The 21,134-nt window shown below is 60.7% G+C and carries 20 protein-coding genes; 17 read left to right on the top strand and 3 right to left on the bottom strand.

Going from position 1 to position 21,134, the window contains the following annotated elements:
- Positions 1–236 precede the first annotated feature (236 nt).
- The 11 genes from glpD (at position 237) to FBY04_RS24480 (ending at position 11,052) form a co-directional block, all read left to right on the top strand.
- Positions 237–1,775, top strand: coding sequence for a glycerol-3-phosphate dehydrogenase (glpD, locus tag FBY04_RS24530; protein WP_084322699.1), 1,539 nt, complete (start codon positions 237–239; stop codon positions 1,773–1,775).
- Positions 1,776–2,147: 372 nt separating this feature from the next.
- A complete protein-coding gene (locus FBY04_RS24525) occupies positions 2,148–3,062 on the top strand; it encodes a glutamate/aspartate ABC transporter substrate-binding protein (protein WP_084322731.1) in 915 nt (304 codons plus the stop codon).
- A 194-nt stretch (positions 3,063–3,256) separates the two neighbouring features.
- Positions 3,257–4,003: an amino acid ABC transporter permease gene (locus FBY04_RS24520; protein ID WP_084322698.1), complete on the top strand. Its 747-nt coding sequence runs from the start codon at positions 3,257–3,259 to the stop codon at positions 4,001–4,003.
- A complete protein-coding gene (locus FBY04_RS24515) occupies positions 4,003–4,674 on the top strand; it encodes an amino acid ABC transporter permease (RefSeq protein ID WP_084322697.1) in 672 nt (223 codons plus the stop codon). The genes FBY04_RS24520 and FBY04_RS24515 overlap by 1 nt, the downstream gene beginning before the upstream one ends.
- Entirely contained in the window at positions 4,671–5,405 is a 735-nt protein-coding gene (locus FBY04_RS24510; protein ID WP_084322696.1) for an amino acid ABC transporter ATP-binding protein, read from the top strand. Before FBY04_RS24515 ends, FBY04_RS24510 begins: the two co-directional genes overlap by 4 nt.
- A gap of 153 nt (positions 5,406–5,558) precedes the next feature.
- The gene (locus FBY04_RS24505; RefSeq protein WP_084322695.1) at positions 5,559–7,460 is read left to right on the top strand and encodes a sensor histidine kinase; all 1,902 of its coding nucleotides are present in this window, start codon (positions 5,559–5,561) and stop codon (positions 7,458–7,460) included.
- The gene (locus FBY04_RS24500; protein WP_084322694.1) at positions 7,457–8,785 is read left to right on the top strand and encodes a sigma-54 dependent transcriptional regulator; all 1,329 of its coding nucleotides are present in this window, start codon (positions 7,457–7,459) and stop codon (positions 8,783–8,785) included. Before FBY04_RS24505 ends, FBY04_RS24500 begins: the two co-directional genes overlap by 4 nt.
- Positions 8,786–8,793: 8 nt before the next feature.
- The gene (locus tag FBY04_RS24495) at positions 8,794–9,123 is read left to right on the top strand and encodes a GlpM family protein (protein WP_178118324.1); all 330 of its coding nucleotides are present in this window, start codon (positions 8,794–8,796) and stop codon (positions 9,121–9,123) included.
- A 228-nt stretch (positions 9,124–9,351) separates the two neighbouring features.
- Positions 9,352–10,272: an arginase gene (locus tag FBY04_RS24490; RefSeq protein WP_145317479.1), complete on the top strand. Its 921-nt coding sequence runs from the start codon at positions 9,352–9,354 to the stop codon at positions 10,270–10,272.
- Positions 10,269–10,643 carry an EamA family transporter gene (locus FBY04_RS24485; protein ID WP_008032192.1) on the top strand — a complete coding sequence of 125 codons (375 nt, stop codon included), beginning with the start codon at positions 10,269–10,271 and terminating at the stop codon, positions 10,641–10,643. The genes FBY04_RS24490 and FBY04_RS24485 overlap by 4 nt, the downstream gene beginning before the upstream one ends.
- Positions 10,644–10,653: 10 nt before the next feature.
- Positions 10,654–11,052, top strand: coding sequence for a transporter (locus FBY04_RS24480; RefSeq protein WP_084322691.1), 399 nt, complete (start codon positions 10,654–10,656; stop codon positions 11,050–11,052).
- A gap of 133 nt (positions 11,053–11,185) precedes the next feature.
- Here the strand turns inward: FBY04_RS24480 and FBY04_RS24475 are convergent, their stop codons facing one another.
- Entirely contained in the window at positions 11,186–11,947 is a 762-nt protein-coding gene (locus FBY04_RS24475; RefSeq protein WP_145317476.1) for a MipA/OmpV family protein, read from the bottom strand.
- Positions 11,948–12,178: 231 nt separating this feature from the next.
- On the opposite strand from FBY04_RS24475, the gene FBY04_RS24470 reads away from it, so the two are divergent.
- Genes FBY04_RS24470 through FBY04_RS24445 form a run of 6 tightly spaced genes read left to right on the top strand, consistent with a single transcriptional unit; the run spans position 12,179 to position 19,442 of the window.
- A complete protein-coding gene (locus FBY04_RS24470) occupies positions 12,179–12,877 on the top strand; it encodes an MtnX-like HAD-IB family phosphatase (RefSeq protein ID WP_084322689.1) in 699 nt (232 codons plus the stop codon).
- A complete protein-coding gene (locus FBY04_RS24465) occupies positions 12,870–14,264 on the top strand; it encodes an aspartate aminotransferase family protein (protein ID WP_008032198.1) in 1,395 nt (464 codons plus the stop codon). Before FBY04_RS24470 ends, FBY04_RS24465 begins: the two co-directional genes overlap by 8 nt.
- Positions 14,261–15,139 (top strand): carboxylesterase, encoded by an 879-nt coding sequence (locus FBY04_RS24460; protein WP_145317473.1) that lies wholly within the window; start codon positions 14,261–14,263, stop codon positions 15,137–15,139. The genes FBY04_RS24465 and FBY04_RS24460 overlap by 4 nt, the downstream gene beginning before the upstream one ends.
- Before the next feature lie 14 nt (positions 15,140–15,153).
- Positions 15,154–16,281, top strand: coding sequence for a GNAT family N-acetyltransferase (locus tag FBY04_RS24455; protein ID WP_145317471.1), 1,128 nt, complete (start codon positions 15,154–15,156; stop codon positions 16,279–16,281).
- 10 nt (positions 16,282–16,291) lie between these two features.
- The gene (locus FBY04_RS24450; protein WP_145317468.1) at positions 16,292–18,064 is read left to right on the top strand and encodes an ATP-binding protein; all 1,773 of its coding nucleotides are present in this window, start codon (positions 16,292–16,294) and stop codon (positions 18,062–18,064) included.
- Entirely contained in the window at positions 18,054–19,442 is a 1,389-nt protein-coding gene (locus tag FBY04_RS24445) for a sigma-54 dependent transcriptional regulator (protein WP_145317465.1), read from the top strand. The genes FBY04_RS24450 and FBY04_RS24445 overlap by 11 nt, the downstream gene beginning before the upstream one ends.
- Positions 19,443–19,481: 39 nt before the next feature.
- Here the strand turns inward: FBY04_RS24445 and FBY04_RS24440 are convergent, their stop codons facing one another.
- Positions 19,482–20,387 carry a hypothetical protein gene (locus FBY04_RS24440; RefSeq protein WP_145317462.1) on the bottom strand — a complete coding sequence of 302 codons (906 nt, stop codon included), beginning with the start codon at positions 20,385–20,387 and terminating at the stop codon, positions 19,482–19,484.
- Complete coding sequence (locus tag FBY04_RS24435; RefSeq protein ID WP_084322682.1) at positions 20,384–21,079, bottom strand: hypothetical protein; 696 nt, start codon at positions 21,077–21,079, stop codon at positions 20,384–20,386. Before FBY04_RS24435 ends, FBY04_RS24440 begins: the two co-directional genes overlap by 4 nt.
- Positions 21,080–21,134: the final 55 nt, after the last annotated feature.

The raw sequence follows: 21,134 nt of genomic DNA, 5'->3' as shown, positions 1-21,134 counted from the left end.
GGCGATGACGTACTGAGGACGCCATCGCCAGCAAGCCGGTGCCTACACATGCATGCCCCCGCAATTCCCTCTCCTTCCGCTTTAAATGTTCGTAAATTTTCCTTTACCCGCCCTTCGATCAGTATTTTCAATCGAAGTTGACTGGCTGTGCGCGTCTTTATGGGCTACCATTTTCGCAAATGAACATTTATGTTCGAAATCCAATACCGAAAATCATAAAAGCCCGAGGCCAGCCGATGCCCACTTCTACCTTGCCTACGCCCCCTCTCGCTGAGGTCTACGACATTGCCGTCATCGGTGGCGGGATCAATGGCGTGGGGATCGCAGCGGATGCCGCCGGCCGCGGTCTCTCGGTATTCCTTTGCGAAAAGGATGATCTGGCCAGCCATACCTCGTCGGCCAGCAGCAAGCTGATCCACGGCGGCCTGCGCTACCTCGAACATTACGAATTCCGCCTGGTGCGTGAAGCCCTCGCAGAGCGCGAAGTATTGCTGGCCAAGGCGCCGCACATCGTCAAGCAAATGCGTTTCGTGCTGCCACACCGTCCGCACCTGCGTCCGGCGTGGATGATTCGCGCCGGTTTGTTCCTTTATGACAACCTCGGCAAACGGGAAAAACTGGAAGGTTCGAAAAGCCTGAAGTTCGGCCCGGACAGCCCGCTGAAGAGCGAAATCACCAAAGGCTTCGAATATTCCGATTGCTGGGTCGACGATGCTCGCCTCGTGGTCCTGAATGCCATGGCCGCCCGCGAGCAAGGCGCCCACGTTCACACCCAGACCCGTTGCGTCAGCGCTCGTCGCACCAAAGGCCTGTGGCATCTGCACCTGGAACGCGCCGACGGCAGCCTGTTTTCGATTCGCGCCAAGGCATTGGTGAACGCGGCCGGTCCGTGGGTCGCCAAGTTCATTCGTGATGACCTGAAGATGGAATCGCCTTACGGCATCCGCCTGATCCAGGGCAGCCACCTGATCGTGCCGAAACTCTATGAAGGCGAGCATGCGCACATTCTGCAAAACGAAGATCAGCGCATCGTGTTCACCATTCCGTACCTGAACCACTTCACCCTGATCGGCACCACCGACCGCGAATACACCGGCGATCCGGCGAAGGTGGCAATCACCGAAGGCGAAACCGATTACCTGTTGAAAGTGGTCAACGCTCATTTCAAAAAGCAGATCAGCCGCGACGACATCCTGCACAGCTATTCCGGTGTTCGCCCGCTGTGCAACGACGAATCCGACAATCCGTCAGCCGTCACCCGCGACTACACCCTGGCCTTGTCGGGCACGGGAGAAGAAGCGCCGTTGCTGTCGGTATTCGGTGGCAAGCTGACCACCTACCGCAAACTGGCCGAGTCGGCGCTGGCACAACTGGCACCGTACTTCACGCACATCAAGCCAAGCTGGACCGCCACGGCGACCCTGCCGGGCGGCGAAGACATGAGCACCCCGCAGGCGCTGAGTTCGCGGATTCGTGACCAGTTCGACTGGGTGCCAACTGAAATCGCCCGCCGCTGGGCCACGACCTACGGCAGCCGCACGTGGCGCATGCTCGAAGGCGTACAGAACCTCAACGATCTGGGCGAACACATTGGCGGCGGTCTCTACACCCGCGAAGTCGATTACCTGTGCAGTGAAGAGTGGGCGACCACAGCACATGACATTCTTTGGCGCCGCAGCAAGCTCGGCCTGTTCACCACTGAGGCCGAGCAGCAGAAACTCGCGGATTACCTGAGCAAGGTCGAGCAGAACCGCAGCAAGATCGAAGCGGCCTGATCGGGAATCCCGGTTAGAGCAAAGCCCCTGAATCGAGAGATTCAGGGGCTTTTTGCTTTCCGCCGGACACCGCCCCCCCCTGTAGGAGCAAGCAGGTTACCGACCGGCGACGGTATTGCATTCGGTTTTCCGAACGCGACCTGCCGGTCGATTCGGTTAACCGGATTTCCCATCAACAAAAATCACATAAAAAATAATAAATATCCTTATAAATCAATATATTGACCCATTACACCTGGCCTGGCACGAGTCATGCTCTACACTCTTGGACGAATGCTTGTTGTGCGGACCTACAGACGCCAACAGCCACTCGGAAGCACAAAAGGGCCGATGAACTGGCTCCATAAAAAAAACAATGTCGAGGAAAATTTGATGCGCATCGTTCCCCATATCCTGGGCGCAGCCATTGCTGCCGCTCTGATTACCACTCCAGTTTTCGCTGCCGAACTCACCGGCACACTGAAGAAGATCAAAGAGTCCGGTGTCATCACCCTCGGGCATCGTGACGCTTCCATTCCGTTTTCCTATATCGCGGACGCTTCCGGCAAACCGGTTGGCTACTCCCACGACATTCAGCTGAAAGTCGTTGAAGCCCTGAAAAAAGACCTCGACATGCCGAATCTCCAGGTCAAATACAACCTGGTGACCTCGCAAACCCGTATCCCGCTGGTGCAGAACGGCACCGTGGACCTCGAGTGCGGTTCCACCACCAACAACGTCGAGCGTCAGCAGCAGGTCGACTTCTCCGTCGGCATTTTCGAAATCGGTACTCGCCTGCTGTCCAAGGCAGACTCCAAGTACAAGGATTTCGCTGACCTGGCCGGCAAGAACGTCGTGACCACCGCCGGCACCACGTCCGAACGCATCCTCAAGGCGATGAACGCCGACAAGCAGATGGGCATGAACGTCATCTCCGCCAAAGACCACGGCGAATCCTTCCAGATGCTGGAAACCGGCCGTGCCGTGGCGTTCATGATGGACGACGCCCTGCTGGCAGGTGAAGCAGCCAAGGCCAAGAAAGCCTCTGACTGGGCCGTGACCGGCACTCCACAGTCCTACGAAATCTACGGCTGCATGGTCCGCAAGGGCGACGAGCCGTTCAAGAAGGCTGTAGACGACGCCATCGTGGCGACCTACAAGTCGGGCGAGATCAACAAGATCTACGAAAAATGGTTCATGCAGCCAATCCCGCCAAAAGGTCTGAACCTGAACTTCCCGATGAGCGACGAGCTCAAGGCCCTGATCGCCAATCCGACTGATAAAGCGGCTGACGACAAGAAGTCCTGATTTTCTGACTAACCTTATCTCCTGAGAGGGCCGCTGCCCTTTCAGGAGGTGGTCACTTCCTGCTGGCATTTTTGGAAACACTCGAACCGGTGGCTGTCGAGCCGGGAGCGTGTGCTTGATCGTAAAGGTCAGGCGGGAACGGAGCTTCCCCCAAGCGGGCACTTGCACATCGATTGAACTGAGGGGAGACCCTAATGAATTACAACTGGGACTGGGGCGTGTTCTTCAAGTCCACCGGCGTGGGCAGCGAGACCTATTTCGACTGGTACGTGTCCGGTCTGGGCTGGACCATCGGCATCGCCATCGCGGCCTGGATCATCGCCCTGATACTGGGCTCGATCCTGGGTGTCATGCGCACCGTGCCAAACCGCATCGTATCGGGCATCGCCACCTGCTACGTCGAACTTTTCCGTAACGTACCGCTGCTGGTGCAGCTGTTCATCTGGTACTTCCTGGTGCCCGACCTGCTGCCGCCAGACCTGCAGGAATGGTACAAACAGGACCTGAACCCGACCACTTCGGCGTTCCTCAGCGTGGTTGTCTGCCTGGGCCTGTTCACCACGGCTCGCGTTTGCGAACAGGTGCGCACCGGTATTCAGGCGTTGCCCAAAGGCCAGGAATCCGCAGCTCGCGCCATGGGCTTCAAGCTGCCGCAGATCTACTGGAACGTGCTGCTGCCCCAGGCCTACCGGATCATCATTCCGCCGCTCACCTCGGAATTCTTGAACGTATTCAAGAACACCTCCGTCGCCTCGCTGATCGGCCTGATGGAGCTGCTCGCACAGACCAAACAGACCGCCGAGTTCTCCGCGAACCTGTTCGAAGCGTTCACCCTGGCGACCCTGATCTACTTCACCCTGAACATGAGCCTGATGCTGCTGATGCGCCTGGTAGAGAAGAAAGTGGCCGTACCGGGCCTGATCTCCGTAGGGGGTAAATGATGGAATTCGACTTCTCGGGCATCATCCCGTCCCTGCCGGGCCTGTGGAACGGCATGGTCATGACCCTGCAACTGATGGCGCTCGGCGTCATTGGCGGGATCATCCTCGGCACGATCCTCGCGCTAATGCGTCTGTCCCACAGCAAAGTGCTGTCGAACATCGCCGGCGCCTACGTTAACTACTTCCGTTCGATTCCACTGCTGCTGGTCATCACCTGGTTCTACCTGGCGGTGCCGTTCGTGCTGCGCTGGATCACCGGCGAAGACACACCGATCGGCGCATTCGCCTCGTGCATCGTGGCATTCATGATGTTCGAAGCGGCGTACTTCTGCGAAATCGTCCGTGCTGGCGTGCAGTCGATTCCCAAAGGCCAGATGGGCGCTGCCCAGGCCCTGGGCATGTCGTATGGCCAGATGATGCGTCTGATCATCCTGCCGCAAGCGTTCCGCAAGATGACCCCGCTGCTGCTGCAACAAAGCATCATCCTGTTTCAGGACACCTCGCTGGTCTACGCCGTCGGCCTGGTGGACTTCCTCAATGCCTCGCGTGCCAGTGGCGACATCATCGGCCGCTCGAATGAGTTCCTGATCTTCGCAGGTCTCGTGTACTTCACAATCAGCTTTGCCGCCTCGCTGCTGGTCAAGCGTCTGCAAAAAAGGTTTGCCGTATGATCTCTATCAAGAATGTCAACAAGTGGTATGGCGACTTCCAGGTACTGACTGACTGCAGCACCGAGGTCAAAAAAGGCGAAGTGATTGTGGTGTGCGGGCCGTCCGGCTCCGGCAAATCCACCCTGATCAAATGCGTCAACGCGCTGGAACCGTTCCAGAAAGGCGACATCGTGGTCGATGGCACCTCCATTGCGGACCCGAAGACCAACCTGCCGAAACTGCGTTCGCGCGTCGGCATGGTGTTCCAGCATTTCGAACTGTTCCCGCACCTGACCATCACCGAAAACCTGACCATCGCGCAGATCAAGGTGTTGGGGCGCAGCAAGGAAGAAGCCACCAAGAAAGGCCTGCAACTGCTGGAGCGCGTCGGTCTTTCGGCGCACGCCCACAAGCATCCGGGCCAGCTCTCCGGTGGTCAGCAACAGCGTGTGGCGATTGCCCGTGCGCTGGCGATGGACCCGATCGTCATGCTGTTCGACGAACCGACCTCGGCGCTGGACCCTGAGATGGTCAACGAAGTGCTCGACGTAATGGTGCAACTGGCCCACGAAGGCATGACCATGATGTGCGTAACCCACGAAATGGGCTTCGCCCGTAAAGTGGCGGATCGGGTGATCTTCATGGACCAGGGCAAAATCATCGAAGATTGCAAGAAAGAGGAATTCTTCGGCGACATAAATGCTCGCGCCGAGCGTACTCAGCACTTCCTCGCCAAGATTCTGCAGCACTAAGAAAGACACCGCTTCCTTGTAGGAGCCGGCTTGCTGGCGATGGTGGGTCAGCCACATTGATGTCGCCTGACACTCCATCGCCAGCAAGCCGGCTCCTACAGGGGTCGGTGGTGGCTTGGAGATTTGTGTTGTGGTTGACCCAAGGCATCTGTGATGAAATGCGATCCCACTCTTTATCGCGCTGCGCCGCCATCACTCGCCGTGAAACCCCGTCTGATTCGCCATCTGTTCCTGCCGCCTCTGGTTATCGCACTGATGATCGGGTTGGGTTACGTCGGCTTCTGGGTCAGCGAACATTACGGCATCCGCAGCCTCAGCGAGAACGGCCAGCGTCAGCTCGAACTGCACGCCCGCGCCGTAGAGAGCGAAATCAGCAAATACACTTACCTGCCCAGCCTGCTGGAACTCGAATCCAGTGTGTCGAAGCTGTTGGCCGATCCGTCGCCGGAATACCGGCAAACGGTCAATGAATACCTCGAAGGCCTGAACCGGCGCAGCCGCAGTCGGGCCATCTACGTGATGGACACTACCGGCCGTGTCATGGCCACCAGCAACTGGCGCGATGTCGACAGTTACCTCGGTGAAGACCTGTCCTTCCGCGCCTATTTCCAGAACGCCGTTCGCGGCCAGCCGGGGCGCTTCTATGGCATCGGCAGCACCAGCGGCGAACCCGGCTATTACCTGGCCCATGGCCTGGAAGAACACGGCAAGATCATCGGTGTCGCGGTGGTCAAGGTCCGCCTCGAAGCCCTGGAAGAACGCTGGCAACGGGCGCGCCTGGAAGCCTTCGTCAGCGACGAAAACGGCATCATCATTCTGTCCAGCGATCCGGCACGACGGCTCAAGTCAGTGGTTCCGTTGAGCGATGAAACCAAAGAAAAGCTTGCCCGCAGCCTTCAGTACTACTGGTTCCCGCTCAACGAACTGCAACCGCTGGCCCGGGAAAAACTGGCGGAGGGCGAGGAAAAGCTGACCTTCCCGGCCAACAGCGAAGTGGAGTCCGACCAAGAGGACATCAGCTACCTCTCGCAAACCCGCCCCTTGAGCGACACGCCGTGGAATTTCACCCTGCTCACGCCGTTGCAGGATTTGCGCCGCGAAGCGATCAATCAGGGGATCCTGGTCGCGGTGGCGTTTGCCCTCGTGGCGTTCCTGCTGATTGCCTGGAACGAGCGGCGCAAAGTGATCGCCACCCGCCTCGCCGCCCGGGAAGCCTTGCAGGCAGCCAACAATCAACTGGAGCGTCGGATTACCGAACGCACCACCGATCTGCGCGCCAGCAACGAACGGCTCAAGGGCCAGATCCGCGAACGGCGGCACGCTGAAGAGACACTGCGCCGTGCTCAGGATGAACTGGTGCAGGCCGGGAAACTCGCGGCCATCGGCCAGATGTCCACCAGCATCGCCCACGAATTGAACCAGCCACTGGCTGCGCTGCGCACCTTGTCCGGCAACACCGTGCGCTTTCTGGAACGTGGTCAGCTGGACGTGGCCAGCACCAACCTCAAGACCATCAACGAACTGATCGACCGCATGGGCCGGATCACCGCCAGCCTGCGTTCCTTCGCCCGACGGGGTGACGACAAGGGTCAAGCCTGCCTCGGCAAAGCCGTCGACGCCGCGCTGCAACTGCTTGGCGGACGCGTCGAAAGTGTTCATCTGCAACTGCACCGCGAATTCGCCGATGTGCAGGTGCAGATCGACCAGACCCGCCTGGAGCAGATTCTGGTCAACCTGATCGGTAACGCGCTCGATGCCATGCAGGCACAACCCTTGCCGGTGTTGTGGCTTGAAGGCGAAGAGTTCGATGGCAAGTATCGCCTGCGGGTACGCGATAACGGCCACGGCATCGACGCCGAAGCGCGCAAGCATCTGTTCGAACCGTTCTTCACCACCAAACCCGGCGAGCAGGGCCTGGGCCTCGGCCTGACCCTTTCCGCCAGCCTGGCTGCCGCGACGGGCGGACATTTGGGTGTCGAGCACCCGGCCAGCGGTGGTACCACCTTCGTCCTCAGTTTACCGTTGGTAAGCCCTACTCCTGCCGAGCCAATATGAACAACGACCTTAGTGTGCTGATCGTCGAAGACGACCCCCATGTGCTGCTCGGTTGCCAACAGGCGCTGACCCTGGAAGACATTCCCTGCGTCGGCGTGGGCAGTGCCGAAGAAGCGCTGGAGCGAGTCGGCGACAACTTTGCCGGCATCGTCATCAGCGATATTCGCCTGCCGGGCATCGATGGTCTTGAGCTCCTGACCCGGCTCAAGGCTCGCGATCGCAGCCTGCCGGTGGTGCTGATTACCGGCCACGGCGACATCTCCATGGCCGTCGGCGCGATGCAGAAAGGCGCCTATGACTTCATGGAGAAACCCTTCTCTCCGGAACGGCTGGTGGATGTGGCACGTCGCGCGCTGGAGCAACGCAGCCTCGCGCGGGAAGTCTCTTCGTTGCGTCGGCAACTGGCGGAGCGGGATTCCCTGGAAGGCCGGATCATCGGTCGCTCGCCAGCGATGCAGAACCTGCGGGAACTGATCGCCAATGTCGCCGACACCTCGGCCAATGTGCTGATCGAAGGCGAGACCGGCACCGGTAAAGAACTGGTCGCGCGTTGCCTGCACGACTTCAGTCGGCGGCACACCAAGCAATTCGTCGCGCTGAACTGCGGAGGATTGCCCGAGAACCTGTTCGAAAGCGAAATCTTCGGCCATGAAGCCAACGCTTTCACGGGTGCCGGCAAGCGGCGGATCGGCAAGATCGAACACGCCGACGGCGGTACGCTGTTCCTCGACGAAGTGGAAAGCATGCCGCTGCCGTTGCAGATCAAACTGCTGCGGGTGTTGCAGGAACGCACCCTCGAACGCCTCGGCTCGAACCAGAGCGTGGCGGTGGATTGCCGGGTGATCGCAGCGACCAAATCCGACCTCGACGAGTCGAGCAAGGCCGGCGAATTCCGCAGCGACCTGTATTACCGCCTGAATGTGGTGACCCTGGAACTGCCGCCGTTGCGCGAACGCCGCGAAGACATCCTGCAACTGTTCGAACACTTCCTGCAGCAGTCGTCATTGCGCTTCGACCGCGCGGTGCCGGAGCTGGACAACCAGACCGTGTCGAACCTGATGAGCCACGACTGGCCGGGCAACGTCCGTGAACTTCGCAACGTTGCCGAACGGTATGCCCTCGGTTTGCCGGCCTTCAAGAAGTCCGGCGCCAGCGGCAGCAATCAGGGCCTGGCCTTCGCCGAAGCGGTGGAAGCCTTCGAACGCAACCTGCTCAGCGATGCCTTGCAACGCAGCGGCGGCAACCTGACCCAGGCCAGCCTGGAACTGGGCATGGCCAAAACCACCCTGTTCGACAAAGTGAAGAAGTACGGATTGAGCCACTGATGGACCTGATGCTCAAGGCAACCCTGGGCGCAGCGGTGGTGTTGATCCTCGCTGCGCTGGCCAAGACCAAAAACTATTACATCGCCGGCCTGGTGCCGCTGTTTCCGACCTTTGCGCTGATTGCGCACTACATCGTCGGCAAGGGCCGCTCGCTGGACGACTTGAAGACCACGATTGTGTTTGGCATGTGGTCGATCATTCCGTACTTCATCTATCTCGCAACCCTATACGTGATGGTTGACCGAATGCGGCTGGAAGCTTCGCTGGCCGTGGCGGCGGTGGCGTGGTTGGTCGCGGCGACGATCCTCGTCAGCGTCTGGGTTCGCTTCCAGACCTGACCACACCCTCCTGTAGGAGCCGGCTTGCTGGCGATGGCGGTGTGTCAGTCGGCATCGATGTTGACTGACACACCGCCATCGCCAGCAAGCCGGCTCCTACAAGGGGGAACGGGTACATCCGGCATGGCTGGCCCGCCCCTTGCATTTACCCCCAAAAGCCCCCTCGGCCGGCCTTCATGATGGATGGAGCCGGTGTCTGGGAGGGTCTGCCAAGGGTGAATTGCGACCTTGAACATTTTAGATCTCGACCATAGCCTGACTGCCCAGGCCCCCATCGCACGGTTGCTCGACAGCGGCCGCGCGAAACGCCTGGACCTGCTCGACCTCGGCCCGAAATTGCGACTCTGGTCCAGCGAACGCACCTGGCGCCGCTTCGCCGAACGCCTGCAACAACGTCCGCGCCACAGCGGCCCGCAACCGGAAATCTTCTTCGTCGGCTCCGGCGATTACCACCACTTGACCCCGGCTTTTCTCACTGACTTGCCAGCGCCGGTGAGCCTGATCCACTTCGACAATCACCCCGACTGGGTCCACTTCGCCCCGCGTCGGCATTGCGGTTCGTGGGTCAACCAGGCGCTGAAACTGCCGAACATCCAGCGCATCGTCACCCTCGGCCCGTGCAGCGATGACCTGCAAAATCCGCAACTCAAGGGCGGCAACCTCAGCGCCCTGAAACGCGGGGTGTTGCAGCTGTTTCCGTGGCAGCATCCGCCCTCGAAAGTCTGGGGCCGGGTCGGCGATGGCGCCGGTCATCAGCAACAGGAAAACCAGCTGCACTGGCGCAACCTCGCCGAGCTGGATTGGCCAGTGTTTCTCGATCACTTGATCACCAGCCTGCCCACCGAGGCGGTGTGGATCACCATCGACAAAGACGTCCTGGCCTGCGAAGACGCGGCGACCAACTGGGATCAGGGCGGTATGCGCCTGAGCCATCTGCTGCAAGCGATACGCGCACTGGCCGCAAACAAGCGGATCATCGGCATCGACATCTGCGGCGAATACGCCCGCCCCGCTTTCAGCAACGCCTTCAAACGCTGGGAAGCCAAGGCCGACCAGCCGCCGGCGGAACGCTGGAGCGCAGACGATCTGCTGCGAAACTCGGCCACCAATCAGGCACTGATCGAGCTGTTCGAGGAGCTGTTCCCATGACCATTACCGTGATTGTGCTGGTGGCGTTTTCCATCGTGCTGGACGTCATTGGCCAGCTCTGTTTCAAGCTCGGACTCGACCGTTTGCCGGAACTTGAAGGCGGTTTTCGCCTGAATGCGTTCTGGGGCCAGGTGTTCAACGCGCCGCTGTTGTGGTGCGGGATCGGCGCCTACGTGATCGAGTTTTTTGTCTGGCTCGAAGCCCTCTCCCGCGCGCCGCTGAGCCTGCTGTTTCCGGCTGCGGCGCTGGCGTATTGCGGGGTGGTGCTGGCCGGCAAACTGATACTCGGCGAAACCGTGAGTCGTCGGCGCTGGCTCGGCACCTTAGTGATTACGGCGGGCGTGATGCTCGTGTGTGTCGCCCATGCATGAGGCTCAATCGATGATCAGAGGCAAGACCGACTGGCTGCATGAGCGCCTCGGCACCCTCGTGCTATGGGCGCTGTTGATCGCTTTTGAAAGTGCCGGGCAGATCGCCACGAAGGTGGGCGGCGATCAACTGGGGCAGATGGATTTCAACCTGAAGTGGCTGATGGCCGTGGCGGTCAATCCGGGGGTATGGCTGGCGATTGCCTGTTACATCGGGGCGTTTTTCGTGTGGATGCTGATATTGCGGCGCAGCAGCCTTTCGCTGGCGTTTCCGTTGAGTTCGCTGGTGTTCGTCGGGGTTTTGCTTGGGTCTTGGCTGGGGCTGGGCGAGCAGATCAGCGTGCTGCACTGGGTGGGTGTGGCGGTGATCATGGGGGGGATTGCGTTGCTGGCCGAGGGTGAAGAAAGTTGAATATCCGTTGAATTCAAGGACGCCTTCGCGAGCAAGCCCGCTCCCACAGGTGACCGCGTTCTTCCAGTAAGAATGCAATCGAATGTGGGAGCGGGCTTGCTCGCGAAGGCGTCAGACCAGCCAATGAACCTTTCTAGTCAAACTTGTAAGCCACCGCCGCCTGCACCTCCCCCTGGTTGGTATCCCCGACCGCTTTGACAATGCTGCTATCCGCCGCCGCCCCTGTCAGGTGAATCCAGCTCGCGCTCGTCAGCAGTGACCATTGCGGCGCCAGGGGAAATTCGAAGCTCTGGGTCAGCGCCACATTCTGCAAGCCACCGCCGGCATTGTACGGGCGGATCCCCGAGGCTTGAGACTCGTCGGCACTGACGCCGAAGAACGTCTGACTCTGCCGCGCATCGGCAAAATGCGCGGTCAGGTTTGAGCTGCCGATCACCCCGCCACCCAGTGGATAACCCACCTCCCCACCCAGCCGTCCCAATACCCCGCCCTGCCCGCCTCGCCCGCCGACCGCCTGGCCAACCGAAGCAAATACCCGCCAGAAGTCGGCCGGCGCGTACTGCACAAACCCACCCACTTCGCCCATGTCCGGCACATCGCGCAAGCCTTGCAGCTCGCCGTTGGAGGTCCGTCCCTGCAGGTAATTCAGGAACGGACCGGCGCTGAAGCCGCTTGCCTTGAACGCGTCCCAGGTCAGCCCGTCATCGGTACTCAGGCTGACATCGCCCCAGTCCAGATCGACGTACGGCACGGGTCGGGTTTCGTAACGGCTGCCTGTTGGATCGTGTGGCTGATAGCTGAGGCCAGCTCCGGCCTCACCGGTGATGCCGTCTGCTGAAACGTTGGCCGAAAGGCACGTCAGCGCGGCGAATAGAGCAACAGTGATCCTCGACATGAGGCAATTCCTTGAACGGGACATGCGCGCATCAATCCCCGGATCGCGCTCCCGGCGCAAGCACTCATGTTGTTTGTAGCGACCTACAAAAATTGTAGCTTCGAAGGCACGTACACACGCCAGAACCCCGCCCCCGCTGGGCCAAACCCGGTTGGCACAGTCCCTGCTCTACCCCCTTTGCAGCGCAGACAGCACACCCGGCGCACACTTTTTACAAGATAGGTAACGCAGATGATTGACTGGCATATCGTGTGTGATTTCGACGGGACCATCACCCGCACCGACGTGATCGACAGCATCCTCCAACGGTTCGCCGACCCGAGCTGGGAAGCGATCGAAAACGAGTGGCTGGCGGGCGACATCGGTTCCCGTGAATGCCTCAGCCGCCAGCTCTCGCTGGTCAAGGCCACACCGTCCGAGCTGCTTAGGTTCTTCGACACGGTCGAGATCGACCCGGACTTCCCCGACTTCGTCGACCACGTGATCGGTCTCGGCGCTTCCCTCGAAGTGGTCAGCGACGGCATCGAACAAGGCATCGCACGGATCCTGGCGCGCAACTACGTCAGCCTCTTGCCGATCCTCGCCAATCGCCTGCGCCAGCTCGATCACGACAGTTGGCGCATCGACTTCCCGCATGCCAGCGACGCCTGCCGCGCCGCCTCCGGCAACTGCAAATGCAAATCCACCCCCAGCGCCAAACGGGTGCTGGTGATCGGCGACGGCCAGTCCGACATGTGCGTGGCCGCCACCGCCGATTTCGTGTTCGCCAAGGATCGCCTGGCCGAGCACTGCGAGCGCAACGGCATCGCCTATGCGCGCTTCGACAGCTTCGCCGATCTGCCTGCGCTGCTGGCCTTGCTGCCAAGCGCCAACGCCGCCAACGCCACCTCTTTCAACGTAGAAACACAGGAACTCCTCCACCATGTCTGATATTCGAATCGCCACCGCAGAAGACCAGATCCTCCTGGATAAAGAAGCCAAATACTGCTCCTACGGCGACACCGTTCACTACATCGACCCGCCGCGTATCTTCAGCCGATGCGAAGGCTCCTACGTCTGGGACACCGAAGACCAGGCCTACCTCGATTTGCAAATGTGGTACTCGGCGGTCAACTTCGGTTACGCCAACCCGCGCCTGAACAATGCGCTGAAACAGCAGATCGATACGCTGCCGCAAATCGCCAGCCAGTACCTGCACAAAGGCAAGATCGAGCTCTCGGAAATGATCGCGGTCGACGCGAAGAAAAAATTCGGCCTCGACGGTCGCGTGCACTTCAACGTCGGCGGGTCGCAGTCCATCGAGGACTCGCTGAAAGTCGTGCGTAACGCCACCAACGGCAAGAGCCTGATGTTCGCGTTCGAGGGCGGTTACCACGGACGTACACTCGGCGCCTCGTCGATCACCTCCAGCTACCGCTATCGCCGCCGCTACGGCCACTTCGGCGAGCGCGCCAATTTCATTCCATTCCCGTATCACTTCCGTGGCCCGAAAGGCATGACCAAGGAAGAATATGGCAGCCATTGCGTGCAGCAATTCGCCCGCTTGTTCGAGACCGAATACAACGGCGTCTGGGACCCGAAAGTCGGCCAGAGCGAATACGCCGCGTTCTACGTCGAGCCGATCCAGGGCACCGGCGGCTACGTGATTCCGCCGATGAACTTCTACAGCGAACTCAAGCATGTGCTCGACCAGCACGGCATTCTGATGGTCGTCGACGAAATCCAGATGGGCTTCTATCGCACCGGCAAGCTGTGGTCGATCGAGCACTTCGACGTCAAACCCGACGTCATCGTCTTCGGTAAAGCGCTGACCAACGGCCTCAATCCACTGGGCGGCATCTGGGCGAAAGAAGAGCTGATCAACCCGAAAATCTTCCCGCCAGGCTCGACCCACTCGACGTTCGCTTCCAACCCGTTGGGCACGGCGGTGGGCCTGGAAATGTTCAAGATGACCAGCGAAGTCGACTACGGCGCGATGGTCATGAACAAGGGTAAGTACTTCCTTGAAGGCTTGAAGGACTTGCAGAAACGCTACCCGATCATCGGCGACGTCGACGGCTTGGGCCTGGCGCTGCGCTGCGAAATCTGCGGCCCGGACGGTTTCACTCCGGACAAGGCCACGCTCGATTTCATGGTCGAAGAAGGCATGAAGGGCGACATCGAAATCGACGGTAAACGCCTGGGCCTGATTCTCGATGTAGGCGGTTACTACAAGAACGTCATCACCCTCGCGCCGTCGCTGGAAATCAGCTATCCGGAAATCGATTTGGGCATCGCCCTGCTCGACCGCTTGCTGCATCGGGCGATGACAAGATGAACGAGCATGAGATCGACATGGGCGAAGGCAGCGCCGGTTTCGTTCTCGGCAGCGGGGAGGTCGCGGTGTTGTTGATCCACGGCCTCACCGGCACCCCGACCGAGTTGCGTCGGGTCGCCATCGGCCTGGCCAAGGCCGGCTGCACGGTGTACGTGCCGACGCTGGCCGGGCACTGCGGAGACAACGCCAACCTGCAAGCCACCGGTTGGCGTGACTGGTACGAGAGCGCACGCAATACCTTCGTCGGTGTGCGACGCAAACACGAGCACGTGTTCGTCGGCGGTTTGTCGATGGGCGCGGTGTTGTCGATGTACCTCGCCGCCGAGCATCCGGGGCAGATCGAAGGCTTGTTGTTGTATTCGACGACCCTGCGCTACGACGGCTGGAACATGCCCAAGGTCGCCGTGCTCACGCCGTTGCTGATGGCGATTCCGTTTGGTGTGCACCTGTGCCGCTTCAACGAAAAATCACCTTTTGGCATCAAGGACGAACGCTTGCGAGCGATCGTCGAGCGGCAGATGAAGGCTGGCGAGAGCAGCAATGCCGGGCTGCTGACCATGTCCGGGGTGAGTGTCCGGGAACTGCATCGACTGGTGGCGGCGGTGAAAAAACGCATGCCGCAGATCACCACGCAAACGCTGGTGCTGCACTCGCGCGAAGACGACATCACCAGCCGCTGGAACGCCGATTATGTGGAACGCAAACTCGGCGGTCCGGTGGTGAAGGTTCTGCTCGACGACTGCTACCACATGATTACCGTCGACCTGCAATACCGCCGCGTGGTGGAGCTGAGTGCGGACTTCATCCGGCAACGTTTCATTCAACAGCGCCGCGCCCCCAAACCCATGCGCCAGGACTATCGGCAACTGGCCTGACTCAAGGAACCCAAGTGATCACAGCCCTTGCCTTTTCGACGATCGAGGCCATCGACCACGATGCCTGGAATGCCTGTTTCCCTGCCGAGCTGGAGGATTGGAATTACTACCGGGCGGTTGAGCGGGCCTGCATCGCAGACTTTCAATGGCGCTATCTGGCGCTGTACGAAGACGAGGTATTGATCGCGGCGGCCGTGGCGTTCACCACCGCTTACTCGCTGGACACCACGGTTCAGGGGTTGGGCAAACGCATCAGCGAACGGCTGCGCCGCGTGTGGCCGGGGCTGTTCGACATGCGCCTGTATGCCCTCGGTTCGCCGGTGGCCGAGCAGTGCCATGTCGGGACCGCGCCGCACGTCGACCCGGCCCGGCGCGTGGACCTGCTTCAGCAATTATTACGGCTGGCGCGCCACGATGCCGATCAGGCCGGGATCGGTTTGCTGGCCGTCAAGGATGCCTCTCACCGCGACCCGCAATGGTTGCAGGTGTGTCAGGACGCGGGCCTGCAAAGCATGCCCGGCCTGCCCAGCGCCGAGCTGCCGATCCGTTTTGGCTCGGTGGACGCCTACCTCGGCACGCTCGGCAAATCCACTCGCAAAGACCTGCGCCGCACCCTGCGTGGCCAGGGGCCGCGCATCGAATGGCGGCGCTCGGTCGATGACCTTCTTCCGCGCATGATGGCGCTTTACGAGGCCACGCTGAGCCGCAGCGACCTGACCTTCGAACGCCTGCCGCCCGGCTACTTCCGCCAGGTCCTGGAACACCTCGATGAACGTGCCGCGTGCGTGTTGTATTGGGTCGGCGAAGAACTGGTGGCGTTCAACCTTGTGCTGTTCGACGAACAGCGATTGGTCGACAAGTTCTTCGCCCACGATCTGGCCCGGACCCGTGAACACAATCTCTACGTACGCAGCTGGCTGGCCAATGTCGACTACTGTATTGAGCACGGGATCCCGATCTACGCGTGCGGCCAGGCCGGTTATGCCAGTAAGCTGCGCCTGGGTTGCTCGTTTACCGGCAACACCGTGTTTTTCCGCCATCGCAACCGCTTCCTCGATAGCCTGTTGCGTTTGGTGAAACTGTTTATCCGACCGGACCGGTCCGACCCTGCCATGGCAGCCGCGATCAGCGAGCAGCAATAAGCGAAGCACAATGACCAAAGACTCACGCACCAACGCTCGACCTTTCGCCCTCTCTGGCTGGAGCCTGCAGCGCAAACTGGTGCTGGCGTTCTGGCTGGTCAGCGTCATTCCGACGATGATCGCCGCCGAACTGGCGGCCACCACGCTGTCGCAGATTTTCGACAGCAACGTACGCATCTGGCTGCAGGAATCGACCAAGATCGTCGAAGACGAAATCAGCGAAATCCTGCGCGACAACGCCCGGGTCGCGCAGCTGTTCCTGCGTTACACGCGCCCGCCCACCGATCGGCTGGCGAACAAACACGACAAACTGGCCACCGACATCGCCGACTCCATGGGCATCGACGTCGTGGCGCTGGTGCGCACCAGCGATCACAAAGTGGTGTTCAGCACCGCCGCCGACGACATCGTCCGCCAGATCAGCATCGCGCCCAAGGCGGTGCTGCAAACCCTGCAAGTCGGTGGCGTGGCGACCGGCACGGTGGTCTCGACCTTCGAAACGGATCAGGACGGCGTCGATTACAAACTGGTGATTGCCACCTACCTCGACAACAGTTTCCTCACCAGCGTGGCCGACGTGCACTCGCTGGACCTGCGCCTGTATCTGGCCAAGGCCAATGACTTCTCGGAGATTTTTTCCACCCAGCGCTTCGAGGATCACCCGGCGGCCGTGCCGGAAAAAATCGAACAAATCCTGCGCAGCACCAAACAGCCGATCGAACAGTTCACCAACCGCTACAGCGGCATCTACCGGCCGATCCTCAACGAAAACGGCGAGCTGCAAGGGGTGATTTTCAGCGGCCTGCTGCGCCACACCAGCCTGGTCGGGCTGGTCAATCAGAGCAACCTGTTCATCCTGATTTTCCTGCTCAGCTCAGCGGCGTCCCTGGCGGTCGGCTGGCTAGTGTCGCAGCGCCTGACCAAGCCGTTGCGCGGGTTGTCCAAAGGCGTGCAAGCGGTGATCGCCGGGGATTATCGCCAACGCCTGCCGGTCACCGGCGGCGACGAACTGGCGGAACTGAGCAGCACCTTCAACCACATGAGCGAACGCCTCGGCGAGTTGCAGCATCTGGAATCGCAACTGCGTCGGCGTGATCGCCTGCATGCGCTGGGCGAAGTGGCGATGGGTCTGGCCCATGAAATCCGCAACCCGCTGGGCATCATCAAAACCGCCACGCAACTGCTGCACCGGCGCGCCGATTTGCCCGAGACCGACAAGCGTCATCTGGAGTACGTGGTCAGCGAAGTCAGTCGGATCAACGACCTGATCACCGACTTCCTCGACTTCGCCAAACCCAGCGCACCGATGCGCTCGACCCAACTGGCACGCCCGCTGGTGGATGAACTGGTCGGCTTCTGTGCGCCGGAGCTGGCCAGCCACAACATCGATGTACAAATCGATGATCAATCGCCCGCCGCGACGCTTTACGCCGACGCGCGGCAAATCAAGCAGGCCGGCCTGAACCTGATCGTCAACGCCATCGACGCCATGCCCGACGGCGGCCGGCTGACCCTGGGCATCAGCAGCGACCGGCACTACACGGTGATCAGCATCAGCGACACCGGTCAAGGCATCGAACCGGACATGCTCGAACGGATCTTCACGCCGTTCGTCACCACCAAGGCCTCGGGCACCGGGCTGGGTCTGGCCAAGGTGTTCTCGATCATGGAGAGTCATGACGGACGCATTGAATGCGTTAGTGAAAAAGATGCCGGGGCCACGTTCAGCCTGTACATTCCGGCCAACGGTGAAGACTTCGACGAGGGCAGCGATGACACATAACGTACTGGTGGTCGACGACGAGCCCAAGCTCTGCGACCTGCTGGCCTCGGCGCTCAGTCAGAACGGCATTGTGGTGTTCACCGCCGGCAACGGCCTGCACGCGCTCAAGGTGCTGGAGTGCGAAGACATCGACCTGGTGATCAGCGACTGGCGCATGCCCGGCATGGACGGCCCGCAACTGCTGGCAGAAATCAAAAGCCGTTTTCCGCAGTTGCCGGTGATCGTCATGACCGCCTACAGCACGGTAAAAAACGCCGTGCAGTCAATGCGCAACGGCGCCTTCGACTACATCGCCAAGCCGTTCGACATCGATGAGCTGGACATCACTGTCAACAAGGCCCTGCAATTTCGCGACATCCTCAAAGACAACCAGCGCATGCGCGCCGAGCTCGACGAACACCGGCAGATCGACAGCCTGATCGGCGACAGCCCAAGCTTTCGGCGGGTGCTGCACGCCATCGACTCGGTGCGCGAAAGCAACGCGACCATTCTGCTGACCGGCGAAAGCGGCACCGGCAAGGAAATGGTCGCCCGGGCGATCCACACCCACGGCAATCGCGCCGACAAACCTTTCGTCGCGGTGAACTGCGCGGCAATCCCCGAAGGGCTGCTGGAAAGCGAAATGTTCGGCCACCGCAAAGGCGCGTTTACCGGCGCGGTGGCGGATCGCGTCGGGCGCTTCCAGCAGGCCGACAAGGGCACGCTGTTTCTCGATGAAATCGGCGAAATGCCGCTGGCCTTGCAGGCAAAAATCCTTCGGGCCTTGCAGGAGCGAGTGATCGAACCGGTGGGCGATCCGCGCGAGCGCAAGGTCGATGTGCGGGTGATCGCGGCGACCAACAAAAACCTGCTGGACGCGGTGGCCAACAAGGAGTTTCGCGAAGACCTTTACTACCGCCTCAACGTCTTCCCGATTCCGCTACCGGCCCTGCGCGAACGGGTTGAAGACATTGCGCCGCTCGCCCGGCATTTCGCCCACACGCTGGGAGCTGCGGCCGGTAAACGTTTCAGCGGTTTCAGCCCGCAGGCGTTGCAGGCCATGGCCCGGTATTCGTGGCCGGGGAACATTCGCGAACTGCAGAACTGTGTGGAGCGGGCGACCATTGTCGCCTCGGGCGCGGTGATTGAAGAGGAAGACCTGCCGGCGTACCTGTTTGCCTCAAGCTCCGCCGACGGCGCCACGTTGATCGCTGAGGGCAGCGTACCGGCAGACCTGGAAGCGGCGCTGGCGGAGGTGGAAAAAACCTACATTCTGGCGGCGCTGGCACAGAGCAACGGCGTGCAGGCAGCCGCGGCGCAGCTGATCGGGATTTCCGAGCGCAGCTTCTGGTATCGGTTGAAGAAGCTGGGGATTCATGTGGACAAGATTGTGCGCTGACTATCATGCCCACGAGCAGCGCGGGCATGACCTGCGAAGCTAGTGCGCATAAACCTTCTGCAACTGCGCTTGCGTCAGCGCATCTTCGAACGGCACCGGGACTGATTTCACCGCGCCGTAGAGGTTGCGGTAACGCCAGTAATTGCCGTTGTTGGCGAGTTGGTAACCGCGCTCGACCACGCGCTGGCCATCGAGCACATACCGCAAGGTTTCCTGGGCGGCCTCCGGCGGTGCCGGCAGCATCAGGTCGGTGGCCAGCACGCGCATGGACTCGTCGATGCACTCGTCGAGCACGGCCGTGACCTTCGCCAGATCCAGAGCGCCGTCGTCGATACATTCCTTGCCGCAACGCCGAATCGGCTGACTCGCCACTTCGATGCGCATGCGGTACAGCGCCGAACCGGCAATATCCTGGACCTGCACCTGATTGACCAGCACAAAGCTGCCGCGATCGGGGGTGAGCATCAGCTTCGGTTCGATCACCAGACGCGCGGTGACTTGCCCCTCCCCTTGCTTGAGCCCGGCCACTTGCGACGCCTGTTGATAGCGCTGTTGCAGACGTTCCTGCAATGGCACGCCAGCGAGCAAGTCAGCCATCGGACGCGAATCCTTGAGCGCAGACTTTTCCGCATCGCGCTGCAAGCTGCCGCTGCCCATCTGGGTGTTGATCAGGCTTGCCACCAGCAAACCGGCCAGCCCTGCCGCATTGGCACCCGCCACCAGGTTATGACTCGACGAAGCCGCCTTCTGCGCCGACTCGGCGTCAATCACCGTGCTGGCACCGACAAACGCCTGCGGCAGTTGCATGTCCACTTTCAGTCCATGAGCCTGGACGTAGGACGCGGCACTCTGCGACTTGAAACCGGCCTCGGGCGCCGGTTTCTGCGCGCAACCGGTGAGCATCAGCAGGGCCAGCGCACTGGCCACGATGATAGGGCGCTTCATTGTTCGAACGGCGTGATCATTTGCTGACGACTATTGTCCATGGCCTGATAGAAGGCATTGGACAGGTTGGTGTAGGTCGGCTCATCCCACTCGCCCTGAGCCGCTTGCACCGCCGTGAAGGGTTTGAACCACAGCAATTTATTGTCGGCCAGATCGACCACCAGACCCTGCCCGCTCACCTGCGCCATCGGCACGCTGGTCGGTACGAATCCGTAGTAGCTGCGGGTAGCGCCAGTGGCGAAGACATTCACCAGCAACAGGCGATCGACGCCGTAAGCGCCCTTGATCGGCGTCAAGTCACGGCCCATGTAACCTTCACGGAAACTGGTTTGCTTATAGACATTCAGGTCAACCGGCTCGTTGATTCGCTTGACCTTGTAGCCCTTGGCCTGCAGCTTGGCGACGATGACATCCGGCAACGTGTTCAGATCGCGCACTTGCCATTTTTCGACGTTGTCGCTGAGTTTGCTGTTCACGCCCCGATTGATCGCGTAATCGAGCATCCCCTGTTGACCGGTCAGCGCCAGCACCGGCGCCGGCACCACAGTGATTGCCACGCCGATGGTCGGCTCCTTGGCATCCCAGAATTGCTTATCCAGCGGAACAGGCGGCTGGATGTGGGCGCAGCCGGTCAGGGTCAGGCAAGCGAGCAATGTGAGCGCTGCCCACGTGCGAAAGGCGTGAAGAGTCATGGATCAAATCCCTATGATTGAAATCGTTGCTGCCTATGTCGGCAGGAACGGCTTA

It is taken from the genome of Pseudomonas sp. SJZ080 (assembly GCF_007828295.1).
Lineage (GTDB): Bacteria > Pseudomonadota > Gammaproteobacteria > Pseudomonadales > Pseudomonadaceae > Aquipseudomonas > Aquipseudomonas migulae_A.
This window is presented reverse-complemented; position numbering and strand designations above follow the sequence as displayed.

Bases quoted from the DNA above. Each gene is read 5' to 3' on its own strand.
- FBY04_RS24435 (WP_084322682.1), bottom strand. From the start codon at position 21,079: ATGACTCTTCACGCCTTTCGCACGTGGGCAGCGCTCACATTGCTCGCT.
- FBY04_RS24445 (WP_145317465.1), top strand. From the start codon at position 18,054: ATGACACATAACGTACTGGTGGTCGACGACGAGCCCAAGCTCTGCGAC.
- FBY04_RS24500 (WP_084322694.1), top strand. From the start codon at position 7,457: ATGAACAACGACCTTAGTGTGCTGATCGTCGAAGACGACCCCCATGTG.
- FBY04_RS24520 (WP_084322698.1), top strand. From the start codon at position 3,257: ATGAATTACAACTGGGACTGGGGCGTGTTCTTCAAGTCCACCGGCGTG.
- FBY04_RS24525 (WP_084322731.1), top strand. From the start codon at position 2,148: ATGCGCATCGTTCCCCATATCCTGGGCGCAGCCATTGCTGCCGCTCTG.
- FBY04_RS24450 (WP_145317468.1), top strand. From the start codon at position 16,292: ATGACCAAAGACTCACGCACCAACGCTCGACCTTTCGCCCTCTCTGGC.
- FBY04_RS24515 (WP_084322697.1), top strand. From the start codon at position 4,003: ATGGAATTCGACTTCTCGGGCATCATCCCGTCCCTGCCGGGCCTGTGG.
- FBY04_RS24480 (WP_084322691.1), top strand. From the start codon at position 10,654: ATGATCAGAGGCAAGACCGACTGGCTGCATGAGCGCCTCGGCACCCTC.
- glpD (WP_084322699.1), top strand. From the start codon at position 237: ATGCCCACTTCTACCTTGCCTACGCCCCCTCTCGCTGAGGTCTACGAC.
- FBY04_RS24460 (WP_145317473.1), top strand. From the start codon at position 14,261: ATGAACGAGCATGAGATCGACATGGGCGAAGGCAGCGCCGGTTTCGTT.
- FBY04_RS24475 (WP_145317476.1), bottom strand. From the start codon at position 11,947: ATGTCGAGGATCACTGTTGCTCTATTCGCCGCGCTGACGTGCCTTTCG.
- FBY04_RS24465 (WP_008032198.1), top strand. From the start codon at position 12,870: ATGTCTGATATTCGAATCGCCACCGCAGAAGACCAGATCCTCCTGGAT.
- FBY04_RS24505 (WP_084322695.1), top strand. From the start codon at position 5,559: ATGAAATGCGATCCCACTCTTTATCGCGCTGCGCCGCCATCACTCGCC.
- FBY04_RS24495 (WP_178118324.1), top strand. From the start codon at position 8,794: ATGCTCAAGGCAACCCTGGGCGCAGCGGTGGTGTTGATCCTCGCTGCG.
- FBY04_RS24510 (WP_084322696.1), top strand. From the start codon at position 4,671: ATGATCTCTATCAAGAATGTCAACAAGTGGTATGGCGACTTCCAGGTA.
- FBY04_RS24485 (WP_008032192.1), top strand. From the start codon at position 10,269: ATGACCATTACCGTGATTGTGCTGGTGGCGTTTTCCATCGTGCTGGAC.
- FBY04_RS24470 (WP_084322689.1), top strand. From the start codon at position 12,179: ATGATTGACTGGCATATCGTGTGTGATTTCGACGGGACCATCACCCGC.
- FBY04_RS24440 (WP_145317462.1), bottom strand. From the start codon at position 20,387: ATGAAGCGCCCTATCATCGTGGCCAGTGCGCTGGCCCTGCTGATGCTC.